This is a genomic window from Lentibacillus populi (assembly GCA_014642895.1).
Lineage (GTDB): Bacteria > Bacillota > Bacilli > Bacillales > Amphibacillaceae > Lentibacillus_C > Lentibacillus_C populi.
Map to the genome: position 1 here is coordinate 54,762 of BMJD01000014.1, position 20,083 is coordinate 74,844.

At 37.9% G+C, this 20,083-nt stretch carries 21 protein-coding genes and 2 tRNA genes; 11 read left to right on the forward strand and 12 right to left on the reverse strand.

Features of this window, described 5'->3' with window-relative positions:
• Positions 1-23: 23 nt before the first annotated feature.
• Entirely contained in the window at positions 24-1,373 is a 1,350-nt protein-coding gene (locus IEX12_RS10525; RefSeq protein WP_102416252.1) for an MATE family efflux transporter, read from the reverse strand.
• 164 nt (positions 1,374-1,537) lie between these two features.
• Here IEX12_RS10525 and IEX12_RS10530 point away from each other — a divergent pair, with 164 nt between their 5' ends.
• The 6 genes from IEX12_RS10530 (at position 1,538) to IEX12_RS10555 (ending at position 5,837) form a co-directional block, all read left to right on the forward strand.
• Positions 1,538-2,515 (forward strand): NAD(P)H-quinone oxidoreductase, encoded by a 978-nt coding sequence (locus IEX12_RS10530; protein ID WP_188725112.1) that lies wholly within the window; start codon positions 1,538-1,540, stop codon positions 2,513-2,515.
• Positions 2,516-2,602: 87 nt separating this feature from the next.
• Positions 2,603-2,695 (forward strand) — tRNA-Ser (locus IEX12_RS10535).
• 775 nt (positions 2,696-3,470) lie between these two features.
• The gene (locus IEX12_RS10540) at positions 3,471-4,901 is read left to right on the forward strand and encodes a PTS sugar transporter subunit IIC (protein ID WP_088051718.1); all 1,431 of its coding nucleotides are present in this window, start codon (positions 3,471-3,473) and stop codon (positions 4,899-4,901) included.
• A gap of 60 nt (positions 4,902-4,961) precedes the next feature.
• Complete coding sequence (locus tag IEX12_RS10545; RefSeq protein ID WP_088051719.1) at positions 4,962-5,186, forward strand: hypothetical protein; 225 nt, start codon at positions 4,962-4,964, stop codon at positions 5,184-5,186.
• Positions 5,187-5,201: 15 nt separating this feature from the next.
• Positions 5,202-5,390: a DUF3188 domain-containing protein gene (locus tag IEX12_RS10550; RefSeq protein ID WP_088051720.1), complete on the forward strand. Its 189-nt coding sequence runs from the start codon at positions 5,202-5,204 to the stop codon at positions 5,388-5,390.
• A gap of 9 nt (positions 5,391-5,399) precedes the next feature.
• Positions 5,400-5,837 (forward strand): DUF3284 domain-containing protein, encoded by a 438-nt coding sequence (locus IEX12_RS10555; protein WP_188725113.1) that lies wholly within the window; start codon positions 5,400-5,402, stop codon positions 5,835-5,837.
• A 456-nt stretch (positions 5,838-6,293) separates the two neighbouring features.
• Here IEX12_RS10555 and IEX12_RS10560 read toward each other — a convergent pair whose 3' ends face one another.
• From IEX12_RS10560 to IEX12_RS10580, 5 genes are all read right to left on the reverse strand, one after another.
• The gene (locus tag IEX12_RS10560) at positions 6,294-6,611 is read right to left on the reverse strand and encodes a PTS sugar transporter subunit IIA (RefSeq protein WP_088051721.1); all 318 of its coding nucleotides are present in this window, start codon (positions 6,609-6,611) and stop codon (positions 6,294-6,296) included.
• Positions 6,612-6,996: 385 nt separating this feature from the next.
• Positions 6,997-7,314: a PTS sugar transporter subunit IIB gene (locus tag IEX12_RS10565; protein ID WP_286171076.1), complete on the reverse strand. Its 318-nt coding sequence runs from the start codon at positions 7,312-7,314 to the stop codon at positions 6,997-6,999.
• Between the two features lie 126 nt (positions 7,315-7,440).
• Complete coding sequence (locus IEX12_RS10570; protein ID WP_088051723.1) at positions 7,441-8,523, reverse strand: DUF871 domain-containing protein; 1,083 nt, start codon at positions 8,521-8,523, stop codon at positions 7,441-7,443.
• 218 nt (positions 8,524-8,741) lie between these two features.
• Positions 8,742-10,598 (reverse strand): BglG family transcription antiterminator, encoded by a 1,857-nt coding sequence (locus IEX12_RS10575; RefSeq protein ID WP_443093497.1) that lies wholly within the window; start codon positions 10,596-10,598, stop codon positions 8,742-8,744.
• Between the two features lie 184 nt (positions 10,599-10,782).
• Positions 10,783-12,093 (reverse strand): 6-phospho-beta-glucosidase, encoded by a 1,311-nt coding sequence (locus IEX12_RS10580; protein ID WP_188725115.1) that lies wholly within the window; start codon positions 12,091-12,093, stop codon positions 10,783-10,785.
• Between the two features lie 273 nt (positions 12,094-12,366).
• On the opposite strand from IEX12_RS10580, the gene IEX12_RS10585 reads away from it, so the two are divergent.
• Together IEX12_RS10585 and proC are read left to right on the forward strand one after the other, a co-directional pair.
• A complete protein-coding gene (locus IEX12_RS10585) occupies positions 12,367-13,083 on the forward strand; it encodes a GntR family transcriptional regulator (RefSeq protein ID WP_188725116.1) in 717 nt (238 codons plus the stop codon).
• Positions 13,084-13,518: 435 nt separating this feature from the next.
• The gene (proC, locus tag IEX12_RS10590; protein WP_102416255.1) at positions 13,519-14,337 is read left to right on the forward strand and encodes a pyrroline-5-carboxylate reductase; all 819 of its coding nucleotides are present in this window, start codon (positions 13,519-13,521) and stop codon (positions 14,335-14,337) included.
• Between the two features lie 736 nt (positions 14,338-15,073).
• Here proC and IEX12_RS10595 read toward each other — a convergent pair.
• Positions 15,074-15,397, reverse strand: a complete 324-nt coding sequence (locus tag IEX12_RS10595; RefSeq protein ID WP_088051728.1) for a hypothetical protein — start codon at positions 15,395-15,397, stop codon at positions 15,074-15,076.
• 255 nt (positions 15,398-15,652) lie between these two features.
• Here IEX12_RS10595 and IEX12_RS23825 point away from each other — a divergent pair, with 255 nt between their 5' ends.
• Entirely contained in the window at positions 15,653-15,943 is a 291-nt protein-coding gene (locus tag IEX12_RS23825; RefSeq protein WP_371871300.1) for a TIGR04104 family putative zinc finger protein, read from the forward strand.
• A gap of 36 nt (positions 15,944-15,979) precedes the next feature.
• On the opposite strand, the gene IEX12_RS10605 is transcribed toward IEX12_RS23825, so the two are convergent.
• Together IEX12_RS10605 and IEX12_RS10610 are read right to left on the reverse strand one after the other, a co-directional pair.
• Positions 15,980-16,663: a deoxynucleoside kinase gene (locus tag IEX12_RS10605; protein ID WP_088051731.1), complete on the reverse strand. Its 684-nt coding sequence runs from the start codon at positions 16,661-16,663 to the stop codon at positions 15,980-15,982.
• A gap of 15 nt (positions 16,664-16,678) precedes the next feature.
• A complete protein-coding gene (locus IEX12_RS10610; RefSeq protein ID WP_188725118.1) occupies positions 16,679-17,326 on the reverse strand; it encodes a deoxynucleoside kinase in 648 nt (215 codons plus the stop codon).
• A 140-nt stretch (positions 17,327-17,466) separates the two neighbouring features.
• Between IEX12_RS10610 and IEX12_RS10615 the strand changes: the two genes are divergently transcribed.
• Positions 17,467-17,539, forward strand: a tRNA-Arg gene (locus tag IEX12_RS10615).
• A gap of 138 nt (positions 17,540-17,677) precedes the next feature.
• Here the strand turns inward: IEX12_RS10615 and IEX12_RS10620 are convergent.
• From IEX12_RS10620 to IEX12_RS10630, 3 genes are all read right to left on the reverse strand, one after another.
• Positions 17,678-18,781 (reverse strand): site-specific integrase, encoded by a 1,104-nt coding sequence (locus tag IEX12_RS10620; protein WP_188725119.1) that lies wholly within the window; start codon positions 18,779-18,781, stop codon positions 17,678-17,680.
• A 188-nt stretch (positions 18,782-18,969) separates the two neighbouring features.
• A complete protein-coding gene (locus IEX12_RS10625; protein WP_188725120.1) occupies positions 18,970-19,194 on the reverse strand; it encodes a helix-turn-helix transcriptional regulator in 225 nt (74 codons plus the stop codon).
• A gap of 112 nt (positions 19,195-19,306) precedes the next feature.
• The gene (locus IEX12_RS10630; RefSeq protein ID WP_188725121.1) at positions 19,307-19,705 is read right to left on the reverse strand and encodes a helix-turn-helix domain-containing protein; all 399 of its coding nucleotides are present in this window, start codon (positions 19,703-19,705) and stop codon (positions 19,307-19,309) included.
• A 162-nt stretch (positions 19,706-19,867) separates the two neighbouring features.
• Here IEX12_RS10630 and IEX12_RS10635 point away from each other — a divergent pair, with 162 nt between their 5' ends.
• Positions 19,868-20,080, forward strand: a complete 213-nt coding sequence (locus IEX12_RS10635; RefSeq protein ID WP_188725122.1) for a helix-turn-helix transcriptional regulator — start codon at positions 19,868-19,870, stop codon at positions 20,078-20,080.
• Positions 20,081-20,083: the final 3 nt, after the last annotated feature.

The window sequence follows — 20,083 nt, forward strand, 5'->3', positions numbered from 1 at the left end:
TTAATAGGACCTGGGATTTTATCTTAAAATCCCCGCGAGCTCAATCCTCTACGCATGACGCTATTCCGAGCAAAAACCATTAATGTTATTGCAACCATTCCTTCCGCTACTGGCAATGCAAGCCAAATTCCCGTCGTTCCAAATAAGAGCGGCAAGATAAACAGCATTCCTATTAACAGAATAAAGCCACGGAATAACGTGATACCTACAGAAGGACGGACATAGCCGATTGATTGATAATAAGTCATGTAAATGAAATTTGTCCCCATAAACAAATAACCAAGGAAAAATAATTTGATTCCTTTGGCGGCAAGTTCAGCGATTTCCGAGGACGCCACACCAAAAATCGATACAAGGAAGTCAGCACCAATATAACCAATGCCCAAAAATAATACGCCAAGTGCAAGTCCGGTTATTTCAGCAACTTTCACGGTTTCCTTAATCGAGTTAAATTGTTTGGCTCCATAATAAAAGCTGATCATTGGTTGAATCGATTGGCCGATACCGATAAATGCCAAAAACATAAACGTGTGCAAATAGTTAATAACGGAAAAAGCAGCAAGTCCTGTTGTACCAGCGTAATAGGCGATTGCAATATTATAGCCCATTACAAAAACACCTGTCCCTGCTTCAGACAAAAAGCTAGGCATACCAATGGCGCTAATTTGTTTTATATGCTGCATGTTCCATTTTGTCCTGATAAATTTTAAACCGGAATCTTTTTTAAAGAAATGAAACAAATAGACGACAAGACCCGCAAAAGTTGCGATTACTGTTGCTAACGCTGCTCCTGTTACTTCCCAATTGAGGATAAAGATCATCCAGTAATCAAGCACAATATTGAGTAGTGCCGAAACAACCAAGCCAATCATCGCAAGCTGTGGATCACCATCATTTCGTACAAAAATACTGAAAAAGTTTTCCCAGGCAAGAATCACCGAAAAAATTAGTAATATTCTCATGTAATCAACTGTATATGGAAGTGTTTCTTCATTTGCTCCAAATAGATTGGCAAGTGCATCCATATTTACATAACTGATCAGGGCGATAATTACTGTAACAAGTGTTAGAAAGATAAACGAAATAGTAAATAGCCCTTGAGCTTGTTTTTGGTTTCCCTCTCCCATTGCCATGGAATATAATGTTCCGCCTCCTACTCCAATAAGCAGGGCAATGGAAATAATAATGGAAAAAACGGGTACCGCCACATTCACACTCGCGAGTGCAACAGACCCTACCCCATTCCCTACAAAAATGCCATCAACGACAACATTTATCGACATCAGCATCATGCCGAGAAGTGTCGGGATAAAGTATTGAAAAAAGCTTTTGGTTGCAGATTGTGTCGCCAAACGTTCGTTTAGAGTACTCATATAAGTCACCTCAGAGCATGCAAATTACTTTCTATTTTAATCTCTTGGGTAAGGATAGTCCATTATTAATCGAAATTAATATCAATTAGTTGCTTGTATCTATTTTTTGCAGTAGCATGTAAAATATTAATTTCATTCTAAATAGCTGATAAGGAGCAAATGTGATGAAAGCAGTTGTGGTCAATCAACCTGGTGGCGCGGAACAATTACAATTTCAAGAATTTCCTAAACCGGCATTAGAAAGCGGCGAATTGTTAATAAAGGTAAAAGCCTCTGCAATAAATCGTACCGATATTATGACACGAGAAGGCAAATCCGGATATATGAATAATCCGATTCTGGGCATAGAAGTTGCCGGGGAAGTTGAGAAAGCTGCAGAAGGAACGGATATAGAGGTTGGTACCCGAGTGATGGGTCTGGTAAATGGCGGGGGGTACGCTGAGTATGCGGTGATGCCTGCAGATCGGGCGATAAAGATTCCTGAAAATTTGTCTTATGCAGAAGCTGCTGCTATTCCAGAGGTATTTCTAACTGCCTATCAGACGTTATTTTGGTTGGGTAATATAACGAATCAGGATACCGTTCTCATCCATGCGGGCGGCAGTGGGGTTGGTACCGCAGCTATCCAATTAACAAAACAATTAACCAATGCAAAAATTATTACGACAGCAGGCTCACAGGAAAAATTGGATTTTTGTCGTTCGCTTGGCGCGGATATTGGCATAAACTATAAAGAACAACGCTTTGCTGAGGAAGTCTTAAAAGCAACCAACAATCATGGGGCACATGTCATACTTGATTTTGTTGGTGCCTCCTATTGGGAGCAAAACCTGAAAAGCATTGCAATCGATGGTCGCTGGGTACTAATTGGTGTGCTGGGAGGATCAGAGGTAGAGAAGGTAGACCTAATGTCACTCCTGGCGAAGAGAATCCATCTAAAGGGTACGTTACTAACACCAAGAAGTGATTCCTATAAAAAAGCCTTAACAGAGGAATTTAGTCGAAAAGCAATACCTTTATTTAAACAAAATAAATTAAAAGCTATTGTCGATCATACTTTCCCATTCGAGGACATTCAAAAAGCACATCGACATATGGAGGAAAATAAAAACATTGGTAAAATCGTGCTAAAAGTCGATTAAAACGTAACCAAAACTTCATGCTAAATAATGTATATTTCCGTTTGACAAGCTATTATGGAGCATGGTATATTATATCTTGTCGATTGCGGAGGTATACCCAAGTCTGGCTGAAGGGATCGGTCTTGAAAACCGACAGGCGGGTCAAACCGCGCGGGGGTTCGAATCCCTCTACCTCCTCCATTTGTAAATTAGCGCATAAAATTTGGAGATAAAAATAAAGCCGTTACTTTTGTAGCAGCTTTATTTTTTTTGAGTAATCGGAAAATAGTGTGGAAAGAGGGTTAAAAAGTCCCTCCTCCATTGCCTTAGTCAGTGTGGAAAATCAGCACCATAGATTTCTACAGCCCGAATTTTATAATTTCCTGTAACTTGAAAAAACGATGCGCGTTTTCCTCTCCACTTGCTTTGAAGCAAACCAAAAAAACTGCAGACTTCCCCTTTCCTCTAGTGCATCAAACAATAGCGTAAATGACGCCCAATACTACCAGCACCGAAACCGCAGAACTTAGCAAAAAGGTGAAAAATCCCTTCCATGCCGAAATGCCGAAAATTGATGTGCTCTTACAGATTGCGTTTGAACCAGCCAAACAGATGATTTTTTAATTTATAATGATGACTTTGGTCACTACAAAGGAGTCGCTTTAAACATATAGAAAACGAAGGAAATCTGAAATGTTGTTGGGTATCATAAAAGAGACTCAATCTTTCAATATTTACGCTTTCATGATCGTTTTTTAGTTTCCTTCTACACTTTTCCGTTAGTAAACGGAAAAAATATAACATAACATTAAGCGCTTTCATGTTAAAATAAACATGTTAGAACCAATATAAACCAAACATTGGGGGTGCAATTGAAATATAACAAGGGATATTTAAGACAAAGTACGCTCTGCTTTAAACAAGTGTTTAGATTTATAACATGTCATTAAAAAATTCTATGTAAGGGGGTATTCTAATGCAATTTTTAACTGCATGGTTGGAAAAGTATTTTCTTCCGATTGCAAGTAAACTTGGAGGTCAAAAGCATCTAGTTGCTTTAAGAGATGCATTTATCGGAACGCTTCCGGCAACGATGGCTGGGTCTGTAGCAGTTATGATTAATGCACTTATACGGGATCTACCGCCACAATTCATCGATGGATATGATGGAAATACCATTCCAGTCATTAAAGAAATTATTACGGTTAATGGGTATGTATGGAATGGAACGCTTGCAATTGCCGGTTTGATTTTTGTGTTCTCGTGGGGGTATAATATTGCAAGAGCTTACGGTGTGAATGAATTATCGGGAGGAATTGTTTCAACAGCTGCTACGATTGCCGGGATTACGTTCTCTTTCACCGGTGGAATTACAGGATTGAATTTGGACCAGGCTACTGTAGATGCCATCAACGAAGCCGGGTGGTCCGCAACTGCAACAGACATTACAGCGGCAGGATATGGCTGGCTCCCATTGAGCAACCTGGACGCCAATCTCTTCTTTACTGCAATGATTATTGGTTTTGTTGCTACCATGATATTTGTTAAATTGATGTTAAAAGATTTAACTATTAAGTTGCCGGAATCCGTTCCACCAGCTGTTTCCAAAGCTTTTGCATCGATCATTCCGGCAACTGTTGCTCTATATGTTATTGCTATTTTCTATTTCGTATTCTCTAAGATAGTACCAGATATGACTTTCTTAGATTGGTTACAAAAAACAATTGCTCTGCCACTTCTTGGACTATCTCAAGGATTTGGAGCAGTTATTCTGGTTGCCCTATTCGTTCAATTGTTCTGGTTCTTTGGAATCCATGGACCGAACGTTCTTGCGCCAATCTTGGAAGGCGTCTTTGGTGTTGCCCAATTAGAAAACGTTAGGCTGTTCCACCAAGGTGGTGCAGAATTGGTAATTGCTGAAGGATATCATTGGGTTCGCGGATCTTTTGACGCTTATGCTTGGTATGGTGGATCCGGCGGAACGATTGTTTTGATTATTGCTTTACTAATCTTCTCCAGACGGAAAGACTACCGGACGGTTGCCAATTTGTCTGTCGGACCTGGAGTTTTCAATATCAATGAACCAATCATGTTCGGTTTACCAATTGTGTTAAACCCAATTATGTTCATTCCATTCTTGCTTGCACCAGTGGTATCCGTTTCCATCGGCTACTTTGCGACGATATTGGGACTGGTTGCGCCAGTTTCTGTAGCAGTGGCTTGGGTTACTCCACCGTTCTTGTTATCCTTCCTGGCTACAGGAGCAGACTGGCGTGCACCAATTGTCACATTAGTTGCTATGCTTGTTTCGTTTGCCATCTGGATTCCATTCGTTATTGCTGCAAACAAGATGGATCCAGCCTTGGGAGAAGAAACAGAACATGACGATCAGAAATACGCGAATTAAGAGGCCACTTCCATCGTGAAGCGGCCACCCTTCTTTATCATAAGGAAAGGAGTCGAAAAAATGATTGAAATCAGCTCCGCTGTCCAACAAGACAAAATCATTGAATTATTGAACAACTATAGTGAAGAGGGGACTCAATTTTCCTTCAAGGACAAAAAAGGTATCAATCTTTATTTTGAAACAAACGCAAATGATTTGGAAAAAGCAGCAAAACTGGCAAAGTCAGCTATAAAAAATCAGCCGTGGGGTTCGGTTCTTTATTTCCGTTCTTCCCCTGCTAAATAAAAAAGGATGATTAACATGGCTAAAGGAGGTTTATTTCTTCTTAGCATCGGCTGTCTCCTATTATTATTTAGCGCAAATGCCAAAACAGGGAAGTACGATATCCTTAATATGACCACTGCATTATTTCTTATTATAGTTGGTACAATTATTGTTTTTAAGGAAAAGAAGGAAAAGAAGAAAAAGAATAAAAAGGAAAAAGATTAGGTGAACCTAATGGAAATAGTAAGAAAAATGAATGTGCCGGTTGAATTTTTTTACAAGACGATTATAGATTCCGTTTTATCTGATATCCATTCCCAAACGGGAAAAAAAGTATCGGAAAAACAATTGACAGGGTTCGAGTATGTCAAGACGTTCTCAAAAAATTCCAAAGCTACGGTTCGGATTGAAGAAGTCACCAAAAATAATTCCTATCAGTATCGAACAACCAGCAATAAAAATGATTTTATAGTAGCCTATAAGATTCGTCCACTTACGGAAGAGAGTTGTCAATTGCACTATACTGAAAAAATGGAATCCTTTGGCTATCTTCAAAAATTAAATGATGCGTTTATCGGCATTGTTTGGTCTCCCTTGAAAAAAAGAAGATTTAAAGAAATGCTTAAACAAATAGAAGCTTCTTATTTAAATGGAGCCAAAAAAAGTGGTTGAGAGGAATAGAATGCCTCTTAATCACTTTTTTCATGATGGTTGTTTTTTCACAAGTGGTCAGTTCGGTACCCGTAAGAAAAGCGCAAGCGCCCGTTTAGCGGTGTATGTGCTGCGCCCGCGCAACGTGGGTGGTTCGGTGTTGCCGCGCAAAGCGGCGGTTTTAACCGAACATTCCTACCGAAGGAGATAAAGGAAACACGGTGAGCTGGAAGCGAACCGATGTTGACTTTCACCACAAGGGTATAAGTGCGACTAAGCCTCTGGTTTCACCAATCGGCAAGTCTTCTTTATCGTACGGAGGCGGGTGTTGCACACTAGCCGCTGGGCGCTGGAGCTGGACATGGCCATTCTTGATCATGAATTAATATCGTTAAAAATTATATACTTTACTTTTAAAAAAAGGATCATTACCAAGTGGTATGGTAATGATCCCTTTAAATCAGATAATACTTTTTATCATTCCACGATTTTTTTATACATTTCAATCATTTCTTTAACTAATTCAGTAATCGTTTCTGTACTCATCAATTGGTCTTCCGCATGCATAAAGAGTAAGGAAAATTCAACTTTATCTCCAGCAGCTTCTTTTTGAATTAAGGAAGCATGTACTTTATGTCCTTCAACAAAATATTTCTTTGATTCCACTAATTTTTCTTCTGCCAGAGCAAAATCACTACGCTTTGCCGCATAAAGGGCTTCCATTGCTAAACTTTTTGCTGATCCAACGTTACTAATAATTTGAAAAGCAATCGTATTTAAACTTTCATCAACCATTTTTATTGCACAACCTTCTTGGAGTAGTATAATTCATTTCTAACTTTATTCTTAAAAAGCTGACCTATTGAAAATCAATTAATGCACCTGGCTATATTATTTTTCTTCCTGTTTTCTCTTCACAAATAAAATAATCAGCTAATTTAAGACTTACCAAACTAGGGTGCCAATAATTCCAGAACCGTACCACCTAGTAACCTAAGAATCTTTAAATGGGATCCTACAGCCGTTAAAAGAGGGATAACAGGAAGAGAAACCTTCATTTTTGTTTGGACAGATCCACTAAACTTTTGCATTTATTAATTCATTTTTCTTGCTTTACATATAGGGGGCGTATTAACTAATTAAGTTGATATGCCCCATAAAAAGAATGTAAAAGATGAAATTATTTATTGTCAATTAGATTTAGGGCATGTTCTAATACTTTTTCACCGTTCATCAGTCCATAATCTTGCATGTTGATGGAATCAATAGGAATATTTTTGCTTTTCAGTTTGGTTTCAAATTTAGCTTTCATATAACGAACTTGTGGACCCAGTAATAATACATCAATGCTCTTCTTTTCCATCGTATTATCAACTTCTGAAGCGGAAACTGCAAAGATATCTGCTTCAATATTTCTGGATTCGGCTGCTTTTTGCATTTTTGTTACTAACAGACTTGTGCTCATTCCTGCTGAGCATACCAACATAATGTTTTTCATACCCATCCCCCTCAAGTTTGGATTATATTAGTTCCAACATGTTTATTTTACCATGAAACCGCTTCATGTTATGTTATATTTTTTCCGTTTACTAACGGAAAAGTGTAAAAGGAGACTAAAAAACGATCATGAAAGCGTAAATGTTGACCACGGCTTTATGTAATCCAATAAAAAGATGGAGTCTTGTTTAAGACGCCCAACTACATTTCGATTTCCTTCGTTTTCCATATCTTTTAAAGCGACTTGGGTTTCCCCTTTGTATTGACCAAAGTCATCATTACAAATTAAAATATCACCTTTTTTGATCGGTTCCGTATGATGTGCTAAAATACTTTCATTTTTATATTTAATCCTTGTGGAAGTGGAACGAATCATATATTCTGAGCGATCCCCTCTATATAGATGAATCTCATCGAGAATTATTTTCTTTTCTATATCAGAGAGACCATCGATTAATTCAATTTCGAAATTTGGATGCGGACTAAAAAATGCTTCTGACATTGCTTTTAATTCTCCTTCATTTGCATAAGCATTGCCAATTAATAAATCATCAATTGTATCCATTAACCGAAAATGAGTAACCTGAGTTTGTATATTTAAGTTTCGATGCTGTTCTAATGTACATAAGCCTGTTTGAACTGGCCATGGTCCGAATGTGCCTGCTTGTGAAGAAACAAAAGCTGCTGTATGAATATTATGTTTATTAAACAGAGCTGTCGTCTCTTCAAAATGAGACTGTGAAATACCTGAGTATTTTTGTGGATAAAAGTTATGTGATGCGCAAAAATTTTTCTTTTTTGGATGGTAACTTAAAATATTTTCAATATATTTTGTGCCACTACTCATATTTACTTCGATTTTCAAATCATATGGATTCTTTGTCATTTGAGCTTCTTCCAACCCAGTAAAGCCAATATCCAAACGAATTCCTGCAGCCCCTAAATCTTTAAAGAAGCCGAGATCATCATAATTGGTATTTAGTTGTTTAAATAATCCAGGGTTGATATCCAAAATCGTTTCCATCCCGATTGAATTGCCATAATCAATTATTTTTTTGAATTTATTAATAACTGCTTCTGCATCTCCATCAATTTCTAATAAGCTTGTGAAAATTCTAGTGAAACCATATTTCCTGGCAAGATCAAGATATTCTTTATCATGTTCAAAAGTAGTTTTTGCAGGGTATATAGATATGCCGATATTTACTATTTTTCTCCCTCCTATTGAATGGTAATTTTTACATTCTATATTATTATTTTATATGAAAGTGATTTAGTTTTCCGTTTAAACTTTTTCCTTTATTAAAGGAAAAAACGTAAAGTGAGCGATATTTTCGTTTCCCAAAACTAGTCCCATAATAAATGCCTGGTAGCCTCGTTACTATAAGATTTTTAATTTTCACCTGATCACCCGCTTTGTGTCCAGAGTCATGTAATGTCATTTTTTAACGTTTCAATCAGCTCTTCTACTGTGTTACTCTCAATCAATTTTTGGATGAGTGATTTATTTTCAGTGATTGAAATCAGTTTTTTAAACATTCGATCTAAATCTCCTTGAGAACCTTTTTTAATATTTAACAAACAGATAAATTGTACCATTTGCTGGTCATACCATTGAATTGGCTGTTGTAATGTGCACACCGTCCAAAATGTTTTGTTTGTGACAGGCGTTATGGGGTGTGGGACGGCCACTAAATTTCCAAAACTGGTTGGAGCTGCAGCTTCTCTTTTCAAGACAAGGTCTACATAATCTTTCTGTACAAGCTTTTGTTTATATAATTCGCCGCACAGAAATTTAATGACACTTTCTTTATCAAGCAAGTCCTGCTGAAGAAAAATTCTGGAAGGTTGTAAATAAGTTTCAATTTCATTTTCATTCTCGGAAATAGATTTTTTTATGGAGTCGATGTCTTTTCTCTCTAGGAAAGTATTGACAATTTGAACAGGTATCTTGAAATTTTCTTGTATAGGGATTGTACTTATAATTAGATCAATGGTCGATAAGTCATGCGATGCTAAATTATAATAGTTAATCGTATCCATTATCTCAATTTCTTGTTCAAAAAATTTTTTTAAGCGATAATAAAGTAATCTTGCACTTCCGACACCTGTTGCACAGACGATAATTACTTTTTTCTTCTTCTTCCTTTCTGATTCCATTCGCTCTAATGCTACAACAATATGAAGGGCAATGTAGGCAATTTCATGTTCAATAACTTCAATTTGTAAATATTCCTCTATACATTTACTAGCAATAATTGCCCCTTCAAATGCAGTTGGATATTTTTTCTTAATATCATTTAATAGAGGATTCCGAATGTTCATTTTGTACCGCAAACGGTTCATAGCCGGACGAATATGTAAAGTTATTGCTTGGATAAATTCATCATCCATACTTAAATCCCAATTTAGTTCCGTCCTTAGTCTTTCAAGCATACAGTTTACGATGGTACCCACTTCATCAAACTCACTAAATTCAATTAATTCCTTCTTACGTAAAAGTTTTGTGCCTAATAAATGGACAATGATATAATCCGTTTCTGTATTTGGAAAGGTTAATCCTGTATAGTTTTCAACGTCTTTAATAATTTCTTTCGCTACATTTTTTTCAAAAGGATATTCATCATCAGTTAAAACATCGTCTGATTTATCAATGAAAAATCCTTTTTCAATCCTCTTACATGCAATTGCTATATGTGTGGCCAAGTTTTCCAGAGATATATCAGACATATCGATCTGATACTGATTGACCCTTTTTATTAAAATTTCTTTAATATTTGCAAATGCTTCTTGATCAATAAGTTGTAAAGATTCGCTTTTATGAAATGCATCCTGACCACGACTGATTAGTAAATTGGATAAACATAAACGCTTCATATATTCGTCGCCTTCAACTTTTGATCCATAGTGGGGACGGTTTGTTAATTTCAAATGATATTTTTCCAGTAATTCTTTGCCAATTTTAATGTCATTATGGATGGTCGACATGGAGACAAAGACTTCATTGGTAAAGGTTTCCAGCTTAATAAAATTCTTTTCTAATAACAGACGGCCTAGTATATAAAGAACCCGATTATTTTGGTTAGCAAAGTGGCCTGATATAACATCGTTTTCACTTGTTAATTGTTGATGTGAAGGCATAAAATGCTCTTGACTCCGTATATGTAGCAGGTATCCTTTCCCTCTAATTGATTGGACAGAAAAACCGACTGATTCCGAGTCTCGTTGAATTTGTTTGATGTCATTTCGTATTGTACGATCACTAACACCTAATTCTTTTGCCATCCATTCTGATGTGATTGGGTGTTTAATCCTGGATAAAAGTAAAACAATATCCTTTTGACGTTTTGATAGTAAGTTCAATGTCTAACTCCCCTCCTTATCTTCAACTTCTTCACTTGTAGCAATATACCCCACAAGCTGTCTTCGGTACGATCCCGCCAAATTGTTACTGAGCCTTCATTCCCCTTTATTTTTGAAATTGTGGTAAATATGCCTGATGTGCTGCTAATAATTCATCTAAGAGCACTTTACTGTCTCTCTCGTCAGCTATCAGCGGATTCATAATAAATGCAAGATACGCATCTTCGTAGTTTCCAGTGATGGCTGCCTGGATAACCAATTCTTCAAAAGCTTTCATTTGCAAAATGGCGCCCTTCACTTGATATGGCAACTTTCCGATAGCCAGGGGCTTAGGGCCATCCTTGCTGATGACGCAGTTCGCTTCAATCACGGATTCATCGGCAAAATCGGAAATGGCACCATTGTTTCTCGTGTTGACGGTTTGGATGTCCCCCTTGTCATTATAAATTGAATCCATCAGACTGCAGGCTACATCGCTATAATAAGCACCTCCTCTTTGTTCCAATTCTTTCGGTTTCATACGCAAATCGGGATTTCTATATAAATCAAACAGGGATTCCTCCAATTGCTGCACAACTTCTGCTCTAGTGCCGTGTTCTTCAAAGGACTTGATATCTTTCTGCAAAACTTCTTTTGTATGAAAATAGTACTCATGATATGGACTTGGCAAAAGCTTGGTAGCTTCAATAAACGTTTTCGACCACCCAATGTTAACGATATTGGCCGGCGAATAGTCCAAGTTGTCACTTGCCAGTTTTTCCAAGACTTCCGCTGTCCGATTGACGCCTTTGACAAAGATGTTTTTTCCGAAAACAAAGTGATTCATGCCAACAAATTCAATCCGGACGTTTGCTGGATCCACATCTAGTATTTCCGCCACGGAATGACGCATGTTATACGGAATATTGCACACACCTATCACTTTTTTGTGCATCGCATGCTTTTGTAATGCTTCTGTTACCATGCCCGCGGGATTCGTAAAATTGATCATCCAGGCATCCGGACAAATATTGTGGATGTCTTTTGCGATGTCCATCAATACAGGAATAGTGCGGAATGCTTTGAATGCTCCCCCGGCTCCGTTGGTTTCCTGCCCGATGTAGCCATGACTCAGCGGAATTCTTTCATCCAATGCGCGTGCTTTCAAGCCGCCCACTCGAATTTGTGTAGAAACAAAATCTGCATTTTCCAAGGCTTTTTTTCTATCAAGTGTCCATGATAGACGAATGGCTTTGCCGGCTGCTTCTATCATCCTGGCAGCCAGTTGACCAACGACTTCAAGTTTTTCTTTTCCTGCCTCAATATCGACGAGTACAATATCTGTTACAGGAAACGAATTATGCCGGCGGATCATTCCCTCAACAATTTCTGGTGTATAGCTTGATCCTCCACCAATAACGACTACTTTTAATGACATAACGGTTCTCTCCTTAGCTGTACATCTTTTCCTGGCATCAATAATTGCGTTTTCATTATTATTATTTGATCCGCCTTGATTGGCTAGAAAAGATAACTAGCTGTAATAGTTTAAATTTGTACCTACCTTTATAAATAATGTACCATACAAATATAACAATATCCACACCTTTCTCAAACTGTATTTATAATTATAATAACAAATAGGACCCAGTTGTCAGTATTTGTATTATCCTGTACACTAAAGGTATTGAATAATTGAAGGAGTCAGCATATGGAAAAATCGCAATCTTTACATGCATATATTAAGGAAGAGCTGCTGGATCGAATTAAAGCCGGAAAATATATGCCAGGAGAAAAAATACCGACAGAACTTGACCTTTGCAAAGACTTTGATGTCAGCAGGACTACGGTTCGTACAGCACTGAACCAATTAACGCTGGAAGGTTATTTAAGCAGAATACAAGGGAAAGGGACATTCGTTGCAGAGCAAAAAGTGAAGCAGGCGCTTTCCAATACCATCAAGCGCTACAGTGATCAGATTGCGGTGCAGGGGAAAAAAGGCATTGTCAGTTTGGTCAACATATCGGTCATACCGGCAAATGACATGTTGCAACATTTACTGGATGTCTTCGTCAATGCACCCATTCAACGGATTGAAAGGGTTCGCAAAGCCGATGGAGAACCGACGCAATACGAGATTGCTTACATTCCATGGGATGTAGCACCGGGGATTGCGCGAAAACATGCGGAATCATCCTTGTACGCATCCCTGTCCGATAATTTTGATGTACGCATTGCCAAAACAACGGAAACGATCGAAATTGCACTGGCAGATGAACGGACAAGCAAACACTTGAATTGTGAAGAAGGTATGCCCTGCTTCTACATGGAAACCATCGCGGAAGACAAAAAAGGAAACAAAGTAGAATTCTCCCGCTCCTACTTCCGCGGAGACAAAACAAACTTCACCATCGAACGCAACTACTAATCATGGGGCAGTCCCCACTGCTTTAAAGCGTTAAAGTGATAGCATGGTGGGGGCAAGAAAACTTCAGCCAAGCGTTGTCATATAAATATGAATACGAAGGAATTTTCCGAAATAAGTCCTTGACATTTTCTGATTTACAGCGTATATTACATAAAAATATCTATATAAAAAAGATGAAGAACAGGCCAGTAACAATTTATTAGCCCGAAAGAGATTGGAATTCACCGGCTGAAAGATTCCATCGGCAGCTAAAATTGCGAACCTACCTGGGAGTCGTTAGAACAAAATCTGACCGCAGTTGATGCGTTATAAATAAGAGCTGGACACGTTTTGTGTCAAATTAGGTGGTACCGCGGATAGACCTCCATCCGTCCTTAATGTTAGGGCGTATGGAGGTCTTTTTGAATTTAGATTAAAAAGCGAGAGGTGCTGAAAATGGTTGAGAAGATTTGTTTTGTAGGGGCTGGCTCGATGGCGGAATCGATTATTTCTGGGATTTTGCATAATCAATTTTTAATGAGCAGCCAAATCGTTGCAACGAACAAAAATAATCGGGAGCGTTTGGATGGACTGCAACACCGCTATGACATTGATGTTACAACAGATAGGAAATACGCAATTGACGGAGCAGATATCATTATGCTTGCGACAAAGCCGTATGATATTGTTGATGCAATTAATCAAGTAAAATCACATGTAAAGCCAAATCAACTGATTATTTCTGTAGTCGCTGGAATAGCTACCGGATTTATTTCGGAACGACTCGGCGAGAATGTACCGGTAGTTCGGGCGATGCCTAACACGTCGGCTTCCATTGGATTCTCGGCAACAGCTATTACTGCCGGGGAAAATGCCGGGGCAGCAGATCTTGAGCTTGCTGAATCACTTTTTAAAACGATCGGTCTGACTACGATCGTTGACGAGGGTGATATGCATACAGTAACGGGAATTTCCGGAAGTGGCCCGGCCTATTTTTATTATTTAGTGGAAGCCATGGAAAAGGCGGCATTAAAAGCTGGGTTGGATAACGCGGTGGCGATTCAATTGATTACCCAAACGATTATTGGGGCAGGTGAAATGTTAAAGCATTCCGGGGATCCAGCAAGTGTATTAAGGGAAAAAATCACGAGTCCGGGTGGCACGACTCAGGCAGCAATTGAAACACTAGAAGCAAATGATTTTCAGCAAACCGTTATGGACTGTGTGGAAAGTGCCCGGAAACGATCGATTGAGCTGGGGGAAAAGTGGAAGTGATAAAAAAGCGGCTCAGTAGTTTACTATTAATGGAGAAAAACTAAAATAAAAAGCGAAATAACGAGTTTTTCTTCTGCATTATGATTTTTCTTCTGGGTTCGGTCACACATGTCTTCGATGAGAGCCCGAATCATAGTTTTTCTTCTCCATACGGTCACTTATGCCTTCGATGAGAGCTCGAATGATGTTTTTTCTTCTGCATTTGGTCACTCATGCCTTTGATGAGAGCCTGAATGCTGGATTTTCATCTTCGTTCGGTCACTCATGCCTTCGATGAGAGCCCGAATGATGTTTTTTCTTCTGCATTTGGTCACTCATGCCTTTGATGAGAGCCCGAATGCTGGATTTTCTTCTGCATTCGGTCACTCATGCCTTCGATGAGAGTCCGAATGATGATTTTTCTTCTGCATTTGGTCACTCATGCCTTTGATGAGAGCCCGAATGCTGGATTTTCATCTTCATTCGGTCACTCATGCCTTCGATGAGAGTCCGAATGATGATTTTTCTTCTGGGTTCGGTCGCTCATGCCTTCGATGAGTGCCGGAATGACAACTTTTCCTTCAGATTCGTTCGTTACTTCGTTGTGGCTATGAAATGATTTGATATTTTAGCTGTACAAGCAAAAAAATGCTTGGATAAATTATATCTACCCAAGCATTTACGCTACTCAATTATAAATATCGAACATATTCTTTTTCTACAAAGTAGGTGAAAAGCCACTTTTACTACCAACAACTTAATTTTCCACAGTTGCTCCCTGTGTATGTAACGTCGCGATCATCCCGTAAAATGCATAATAGAATTCATCTGGTGCTTCGAGCCGAAAATGGCCGACATCGCTTGTGTCAAAATCCATTGCCGTCTCCAGCAAGCGATATGTAGAGTAAGCATAGAAACAGAAATATTTATAATCAAACTTTGGCATTTTCTCATAGATTATGGCAATTTCATCCTTATAGTGATCGAAATCTCGTGTTGCTTCATCAATAAGGGTTTGCAAATCGGGTAAATCAGCTTCAAGAACCATATCACGCTCATTTTCCATCCGAATAGTAGCCATCCGTTTTTCCCTCCATATTTCATCATCATGTTTACTATAGCGAAATTGCTATAATTTTTCGGTGATGTACATCACGCTTTAGTAAATTTGTAGACTACTATTACTTGGAATAATGGCAATTATTAGTGAAATATAATATAATATTAGAAAACTTGGCATTCGCCAAGCCTTTGGGCGAATGCCTTAGTTGCTCTTATGCAGAATAAGAAAGTTTATACTTTCTTATCTGCCAAAGTGAAAGGCGGTGAACCAATTATGCCCACATGTCAACATTGTCATCGTAAATGGACGTATGGGAATTCCATTAGAAAAATGTTTCGTATCAAAAAACGTTGTCCCTATTGCAGTAAGGTAAATTATATAACAGCGAAGGCGCAGTGGAGAATGAACCTTTCTTCCTTATTTAGCTTTACGATTTTACCGCTCTCCATTTTCGATGTTCCAATTAAATGGGTTGCAGTTACAGGTGTGAGCATCATATTGATCATAATAGGAACATCCCCGTTTATCGAAGAATTCAGCAGGGAAAGAGAATATTTAGCATAAGAAAACGAGGAATAGCTACGTATCCCCCGTTTTCTTTTACTTAATCAATTCCCTGGATTTCCATCGGCGTGACTGTTGAATAAAATGCCCAATCTTTTCCAGGATGGGCTCGATGGATTTTTCCTTTTTCAATAAATCATAGTCAGAAATATTAATGCGTAAAATTGGACAAGCATTGAAATTGTTGATCCAGTCTTGATAACGTTTGTACATTTCTTCCCAGTAGGAAATAGGCGTGTTTTTCTCCATTTCCCGTCCGCGGTCGTGAATTCGTTCCAGAATCTCATCCAGTGATCCTTCCAAATAAATTAACAAATCGGGGTGCGGAAAGTACGGTGTCATTACCATGGCTTCAAACAGATTGGTATACGTTTCATAATCGGTTTTCGACATGGTGCCATTTTCGTAATGCATCTTGGCAAAAATCCCTGTATCTTCATAAATGGAACGATCCTGTATAAAGCCACCGCCGTATTCAAATATTTTCTTTTGTTCCTTAAAACGTTCAGCAAGAAAATAAATTTGTAAATGAAAGCTCCAGCGCTCAAAGTCAGCATAAAAGTTTTCCAAATACGGGTTTGTATCAACTTTTTCAAAGGAAGTTTTAAAATTAAGGGCATTCGCAAGCGCTTGGGTCATCGTGGATTTACCAACCCCCACTGTCCCGGCAATTGTAATAATGCTGTCATTCGGAATAAGATATTTTTCACGTAAATTCATGTTTGGTATGCTCCTTCAATGTTTCGATATTGCCTGATTGCCGTGAAGATGGCGCTCCACTTGCTTAATAATGGCATTTAAATCATCCTGATGTTTAACAAAGTCGAGTTTATCCCCATCGATTCGAATGACAGGAATCTCCGGATGAAGTATCTCAAATTCATCCATATAATCGGTATAGTCCTGTGCAAGCTGGGCCAGATAGGATGATTTCATATTTTGTTCAATATCCCGACCCCGCTGTTTGATGCGTTCCCAAATCGTATCCAAACTTGCATGTAAGTATATCATCATATTCGGAACAGGCATATCTTTCGTTAGTATATGATAAATTTGTTCATATTTATCAAACTTATCTTGATGCAGCGTACGTTTCGCAAAAATCATGTTTTTGGAAATATGATAATCGGCAATGACTGCCTTGTTTTGTTTTAAGTATTTGTGTTCAATATCTTCCAGTTGTTTATATCGATTGCATAGGAAGAACATTTCCGTTTGAAAACTCCATTCGTCGATATCCTCATAAAATTTGCCGAGAAACGGGTTCTCTTCAACGATTTCTTTTAGTAAATGATAATCAAAATGGACCGAAAGCTTTTGTGCAAGGGATGTCTTGCCAATTCCAATTGGTCCTTCGATTGCAATGAACGGAACCTCCGCCATACCTTCCCCTCCAATCCAACACGGCTTAGCAGATGTAGTTCATTTTATCATATATGAAGTTTGTATTCCATGTGGAAAAAGGGATGTTATGCTTTTCATTTCGCATTACTTTTTGTATAATAATTACTGTCGATTCAGTTGCCCCCGTAGCTCAGGGGATAGAGCACCAGTTTCCTAAACTGGGTGTCGCAGGTTCAATTCCTGCCGGGGGCGTAATTTGGTTAGAAGCAGTCGGAAACTGTAAAAGTAAAACACCATAAAAACGTTGATATATAGGCGTTTATTGGTGTTTTTATTTTCTTTTTAGTTGGAACCGATTCGACATCGTTCTCGTTTCATTTTACACATTTTTTACACATACATTTTTTCAAATACCCCGGTGCTTTTGTTTTCATCACGTTCTTCCATTTCCTTGATCACATGACTGTATGTGTTTAATGTCGTTTCAAGGTCTTTGTGACCGAGACGTTTCGACACATAATAAAATGATACACCTTCATAAAGCAGAATTGACGCATGTGTGTGCCGCATACTATGCAACGATACACGTTTTAATTTTAAATCTTTGAGCAATCCCCTTAATACTTTGTTGGACGTTCCATTGCTTATGACATGATACATTGATTGCGGACTATAAAATACAAGTTTTTTGATGTTGTCAGGTTTGGTCATAAATAACTTCTTAAACAGCTTCATTGTTTCAACATCCATCTTGATTACCCGTTCTTCGCCGTTCTTGGTTGATCCCCATCCCTGCTGCATGTTTGCACTATAACCCCAGGTTTTATTAATGCTGATTGTGTTATTTACAAAGTCAAAGTCTTTGCGTGTTAATCCAACAATCTCTCCAAACCGCATACCCGATGTTAGAGCCAACAATAACAAATAATACGTCATGGACTTGTCCAATCGTTCAATAATCGTTTTTAGCAATTTCTTTCCATCATCATATCCGAGGTACTTGTCGATCTTTTTCTTGCCTTCTTTTCCGGTTATAACCGCACCACGTGTAAAATCTACACGTATTATCCCCTCATCAATTGCATTCCGAACACAAGCACGAATATGGATATTTAATTTTCGCGTGGTCTCTTTTGCATGAGTTTCCCCGTATTCGTTCAAAAACGCTTGATAGGTACGCTTATTGATGTTTTGTATCGGTACACCTTCGAATTCCTCTTTAATCGCTTGTAAACTGTTTCTGTAACGTACCAATGTATTGTCCGTAATGTCTGTTTTAAATGTTTTCACCCACGATGCAAAGTATTCGTCAAACGGTTCTAACTGCAAATGTGGTACAACACCTTTGCGCAAATCTGATTCGACATCAGCGGCAGCTACTTGAGCTTCTTTTTTTGTGCGAAACCCACTTTTGCGGATTGGTCTGGATTGTCCGTTAACCATCCGACTAATCGTATATTGCCACGTTTTTCCTCGTTTTTGAAAGCTAGCCATATTTTTGCACACCCTTTGTAAATTTTTATAAAAATACTAGAACATCTGTTTCCGTTATGGTATACTAATTACAAATAAATTTCAATAGTATTACAAAAAGGTTACATATACCATATTAATTTCGTTAAAAATATGGTATAACTTAATTAAGCTGTACGGCTGAAACAAGTCGGTGAGTAGATAAATATCTACTCGTTTCTGCCCGATTCGATCCATTCGTAAAGATCTTCAATACGACACTTTAAAATTAGAGCAATATTGCCAGCAACTTCTATTGACATCTTTTGTTTATTTCTTACATATTTATTGATCTGCTGGACTGTAACACCCATTATATTAGCCAATTCTTGTTGTGTCATACTTCTTTCTTGTAAACGGTATCGAAGCAGGCATCTACCGACTTTGTAAGCCAAGGAGACACCTCATTTATTTTAAATTACACCGAAAAGGCGGCGATGTTGTGACTGATGACGAACTACAATTATTGGTAAAATTAATTAATCTATTGAGAGATCACAAAGACAGTTAATTTTTATTCATTCTTTCATAATATTCAACGGTAAAGCGAATGCTTTCTAAAAAGTTTTCCCTCTCTTCATCATTCATGGAGAGAGATTTCTCTATCAGCTGGTTTAAAAATTCCATTTCCTCCGCACTGAGGTTCTTTGTCATTTTTAATGCACGTTCAAATTCGGAAGTGGTGTGTTTCTTTTCCGGGAACAGATCGTTTATGCTTATGTCTAAAACGTCACTGATCGCAAATAGCATGTCTTGTTCTGGCGATATCGCTCCACGTTCATAGGCGGATACTGTATTATCACGTACACCTATTTTTTCACCTAGTTCTTTTTGGGTTAATTTGTTTCTTTTCCTATATTCCTTTATTCGACCTCCAACAAATTTCGCTAATTCTTTTTTATTCATTTTTCTTCCTCCGTCCTTTATTAACTGCATTAATAATAGCATTTTATAATAAGTATATCCACTAAAAATAAATTTATTCATTAAAAATGCGAAAAAAGTATTGCATTCTATTTTTAATGATGATATAGTTAGAATTGTCAAGAGCAGAAAGGAGTTAATTTAATGCAATGGAATCTTATTATTGAAAGAAAAAAACAAAATTTAAGCCAAGATGATTTAGCCAAGATATTGAATATCTCCAAAGACACTTACGGCAGAAAAGAACGTGGGCAATTGCAGTTTAATCAAGATGAAATGTTCTTGCTCAGTGAGTACTTTGGCAAAACAGTTGAAGAAATTTTTTTACCTAGAAACTGCATTAAAAATGCGCAATAAATA

Bases quoted from the DNA above. Each gene is read 5' to 3' on its own strand.
- IEX12_RS23825 (WP_371871300.1), top strand. From the start codon at position 15,653: ATGCCCACATGTCAACATTGTCATCGTAAATGGACGTATGGGAATTCC.
- IEX12_RS10560 (WP_088051721.1), bottom strand. From the start codon at position 6,611: ATGGTTGATGAAAGTTTAAATACGATTGCTTTTCAAATTATTAGTAAC.
- IEX12_RS10630 (WP_188725121.1), bottom strand. From the start codon at position 19,705: ATGAATAAAAAAGAATTAGCGAAATTTGTTGGAGGTCGAATAAAGGAA.
- IEX12_RS10585 (WP_188725116.1), top strand. From the start codon at position 12,367: ATGGAAAAATCGCAATCTTTACATGCATATATTAAGGAAGAGCTGCTG.
- IEX12_RS10555 (WP_188725113.1), top strand. From the start codon at position 5,400: ATGGAAATAGTAAGAAAAATGAATGTGCCGGTTGAATTTTTTTACAAG.
- IEX12_RS10565 (WP_286171076.1), bottom strand. From the start codon at position 7,314: ATGAAAAACATTATGTTGGTATGCTCAGCAGGAATGAGCACAAGTCTG.
- IEX12_RS10635 (WP_188725122.1), top strand. From the start codon at position 19,868: ATGCAATGGAATCTTATTATTGAAAGAAAAAAACAAAATTTAAGCCAA.
- IEX12_RS10545 (WP_088051719.1), top strand. From the start codon at position 4,962: ATGATTGAAATCAGCTCCGCTGTCCAACAAGACAAAATCATTGAATTA.
- IEX12_RS10575 (WP_443093497.1), bottom strand. From the start codon at position 10,598: ATGGCAAAAGAATTAGGTGTTAGTGATCGTACAATACGAAATGACATC.
- IEX12_RS10595 (WP_088051728.1), bottom strand. From the start codon at position 15,397: ATGGCTACTATTCGGATGGAAAATGAGCGTGATATGGTTCTTGAAGCT.
- IEX12_RS10540 (WP_088051718.1), top strand. From the start codon at position 3,471: ATGCAATTTTTAACTGCATGGTTGGAAAAGTATTTTCTTCCGATTGCA.
- IEX12_RS10550 (WP_088051720.1), top strand. From the start codon at position 5,202: ATGGCTAAAGGAGGTTTATTTCTTCTTAGCATCGGCTGTCTCCTATTA.
- IEX12_RS10580 (WP_188725115.1), bottom strand. From the start codon at position 12,093: ATGTCATTAAAAGTAGTCGTTATTGGTGGAGGATCAAGCTATACACCA.
- IEX12_RS10525 (WP_102416252.1), bottom strand. From the start codon at position 1,373: ATGAGTACTCTAAACGAACGTTTGGCGACACAATCTGCAACCAAAAGC.
- proC (WP_102416255.1), top strand. From the start codon at position 13,519: ATGGTTGAGAAGATTTGTTTTGTAGGGGCTGGCTCGATGGCGGAATCG.
- IEX12_RS10530 (WP_188725112.1), top strand. From the start codon at position 1,538: ATGAAAGCAGTTGTGGTCAATCAACCTGGTGGCGCGGAACAATTACAA.
- IEX12_RS10620 (WP_188725119.1), bottom strand. From the start codon at position 18,781: ATGGCTAGCTTTCAAAAACGAGGAAAAACGTGGCAATATACGATTAGT.
- IEX12_RS10610 (WP_188725118.1), bottom strand. From the start codon at position 17,326: ATGGCGGAGGTTCCGTTCATTGCAATCGAAGGACCAATTGGAATTGGC.
- IEX12_RS10605 (WP_088051731.1), bottom strand. From the start codon at position 16,663: ATGAATTTACGTGAAAAATATCTTATTCCGAATGACAGCATTATTACA.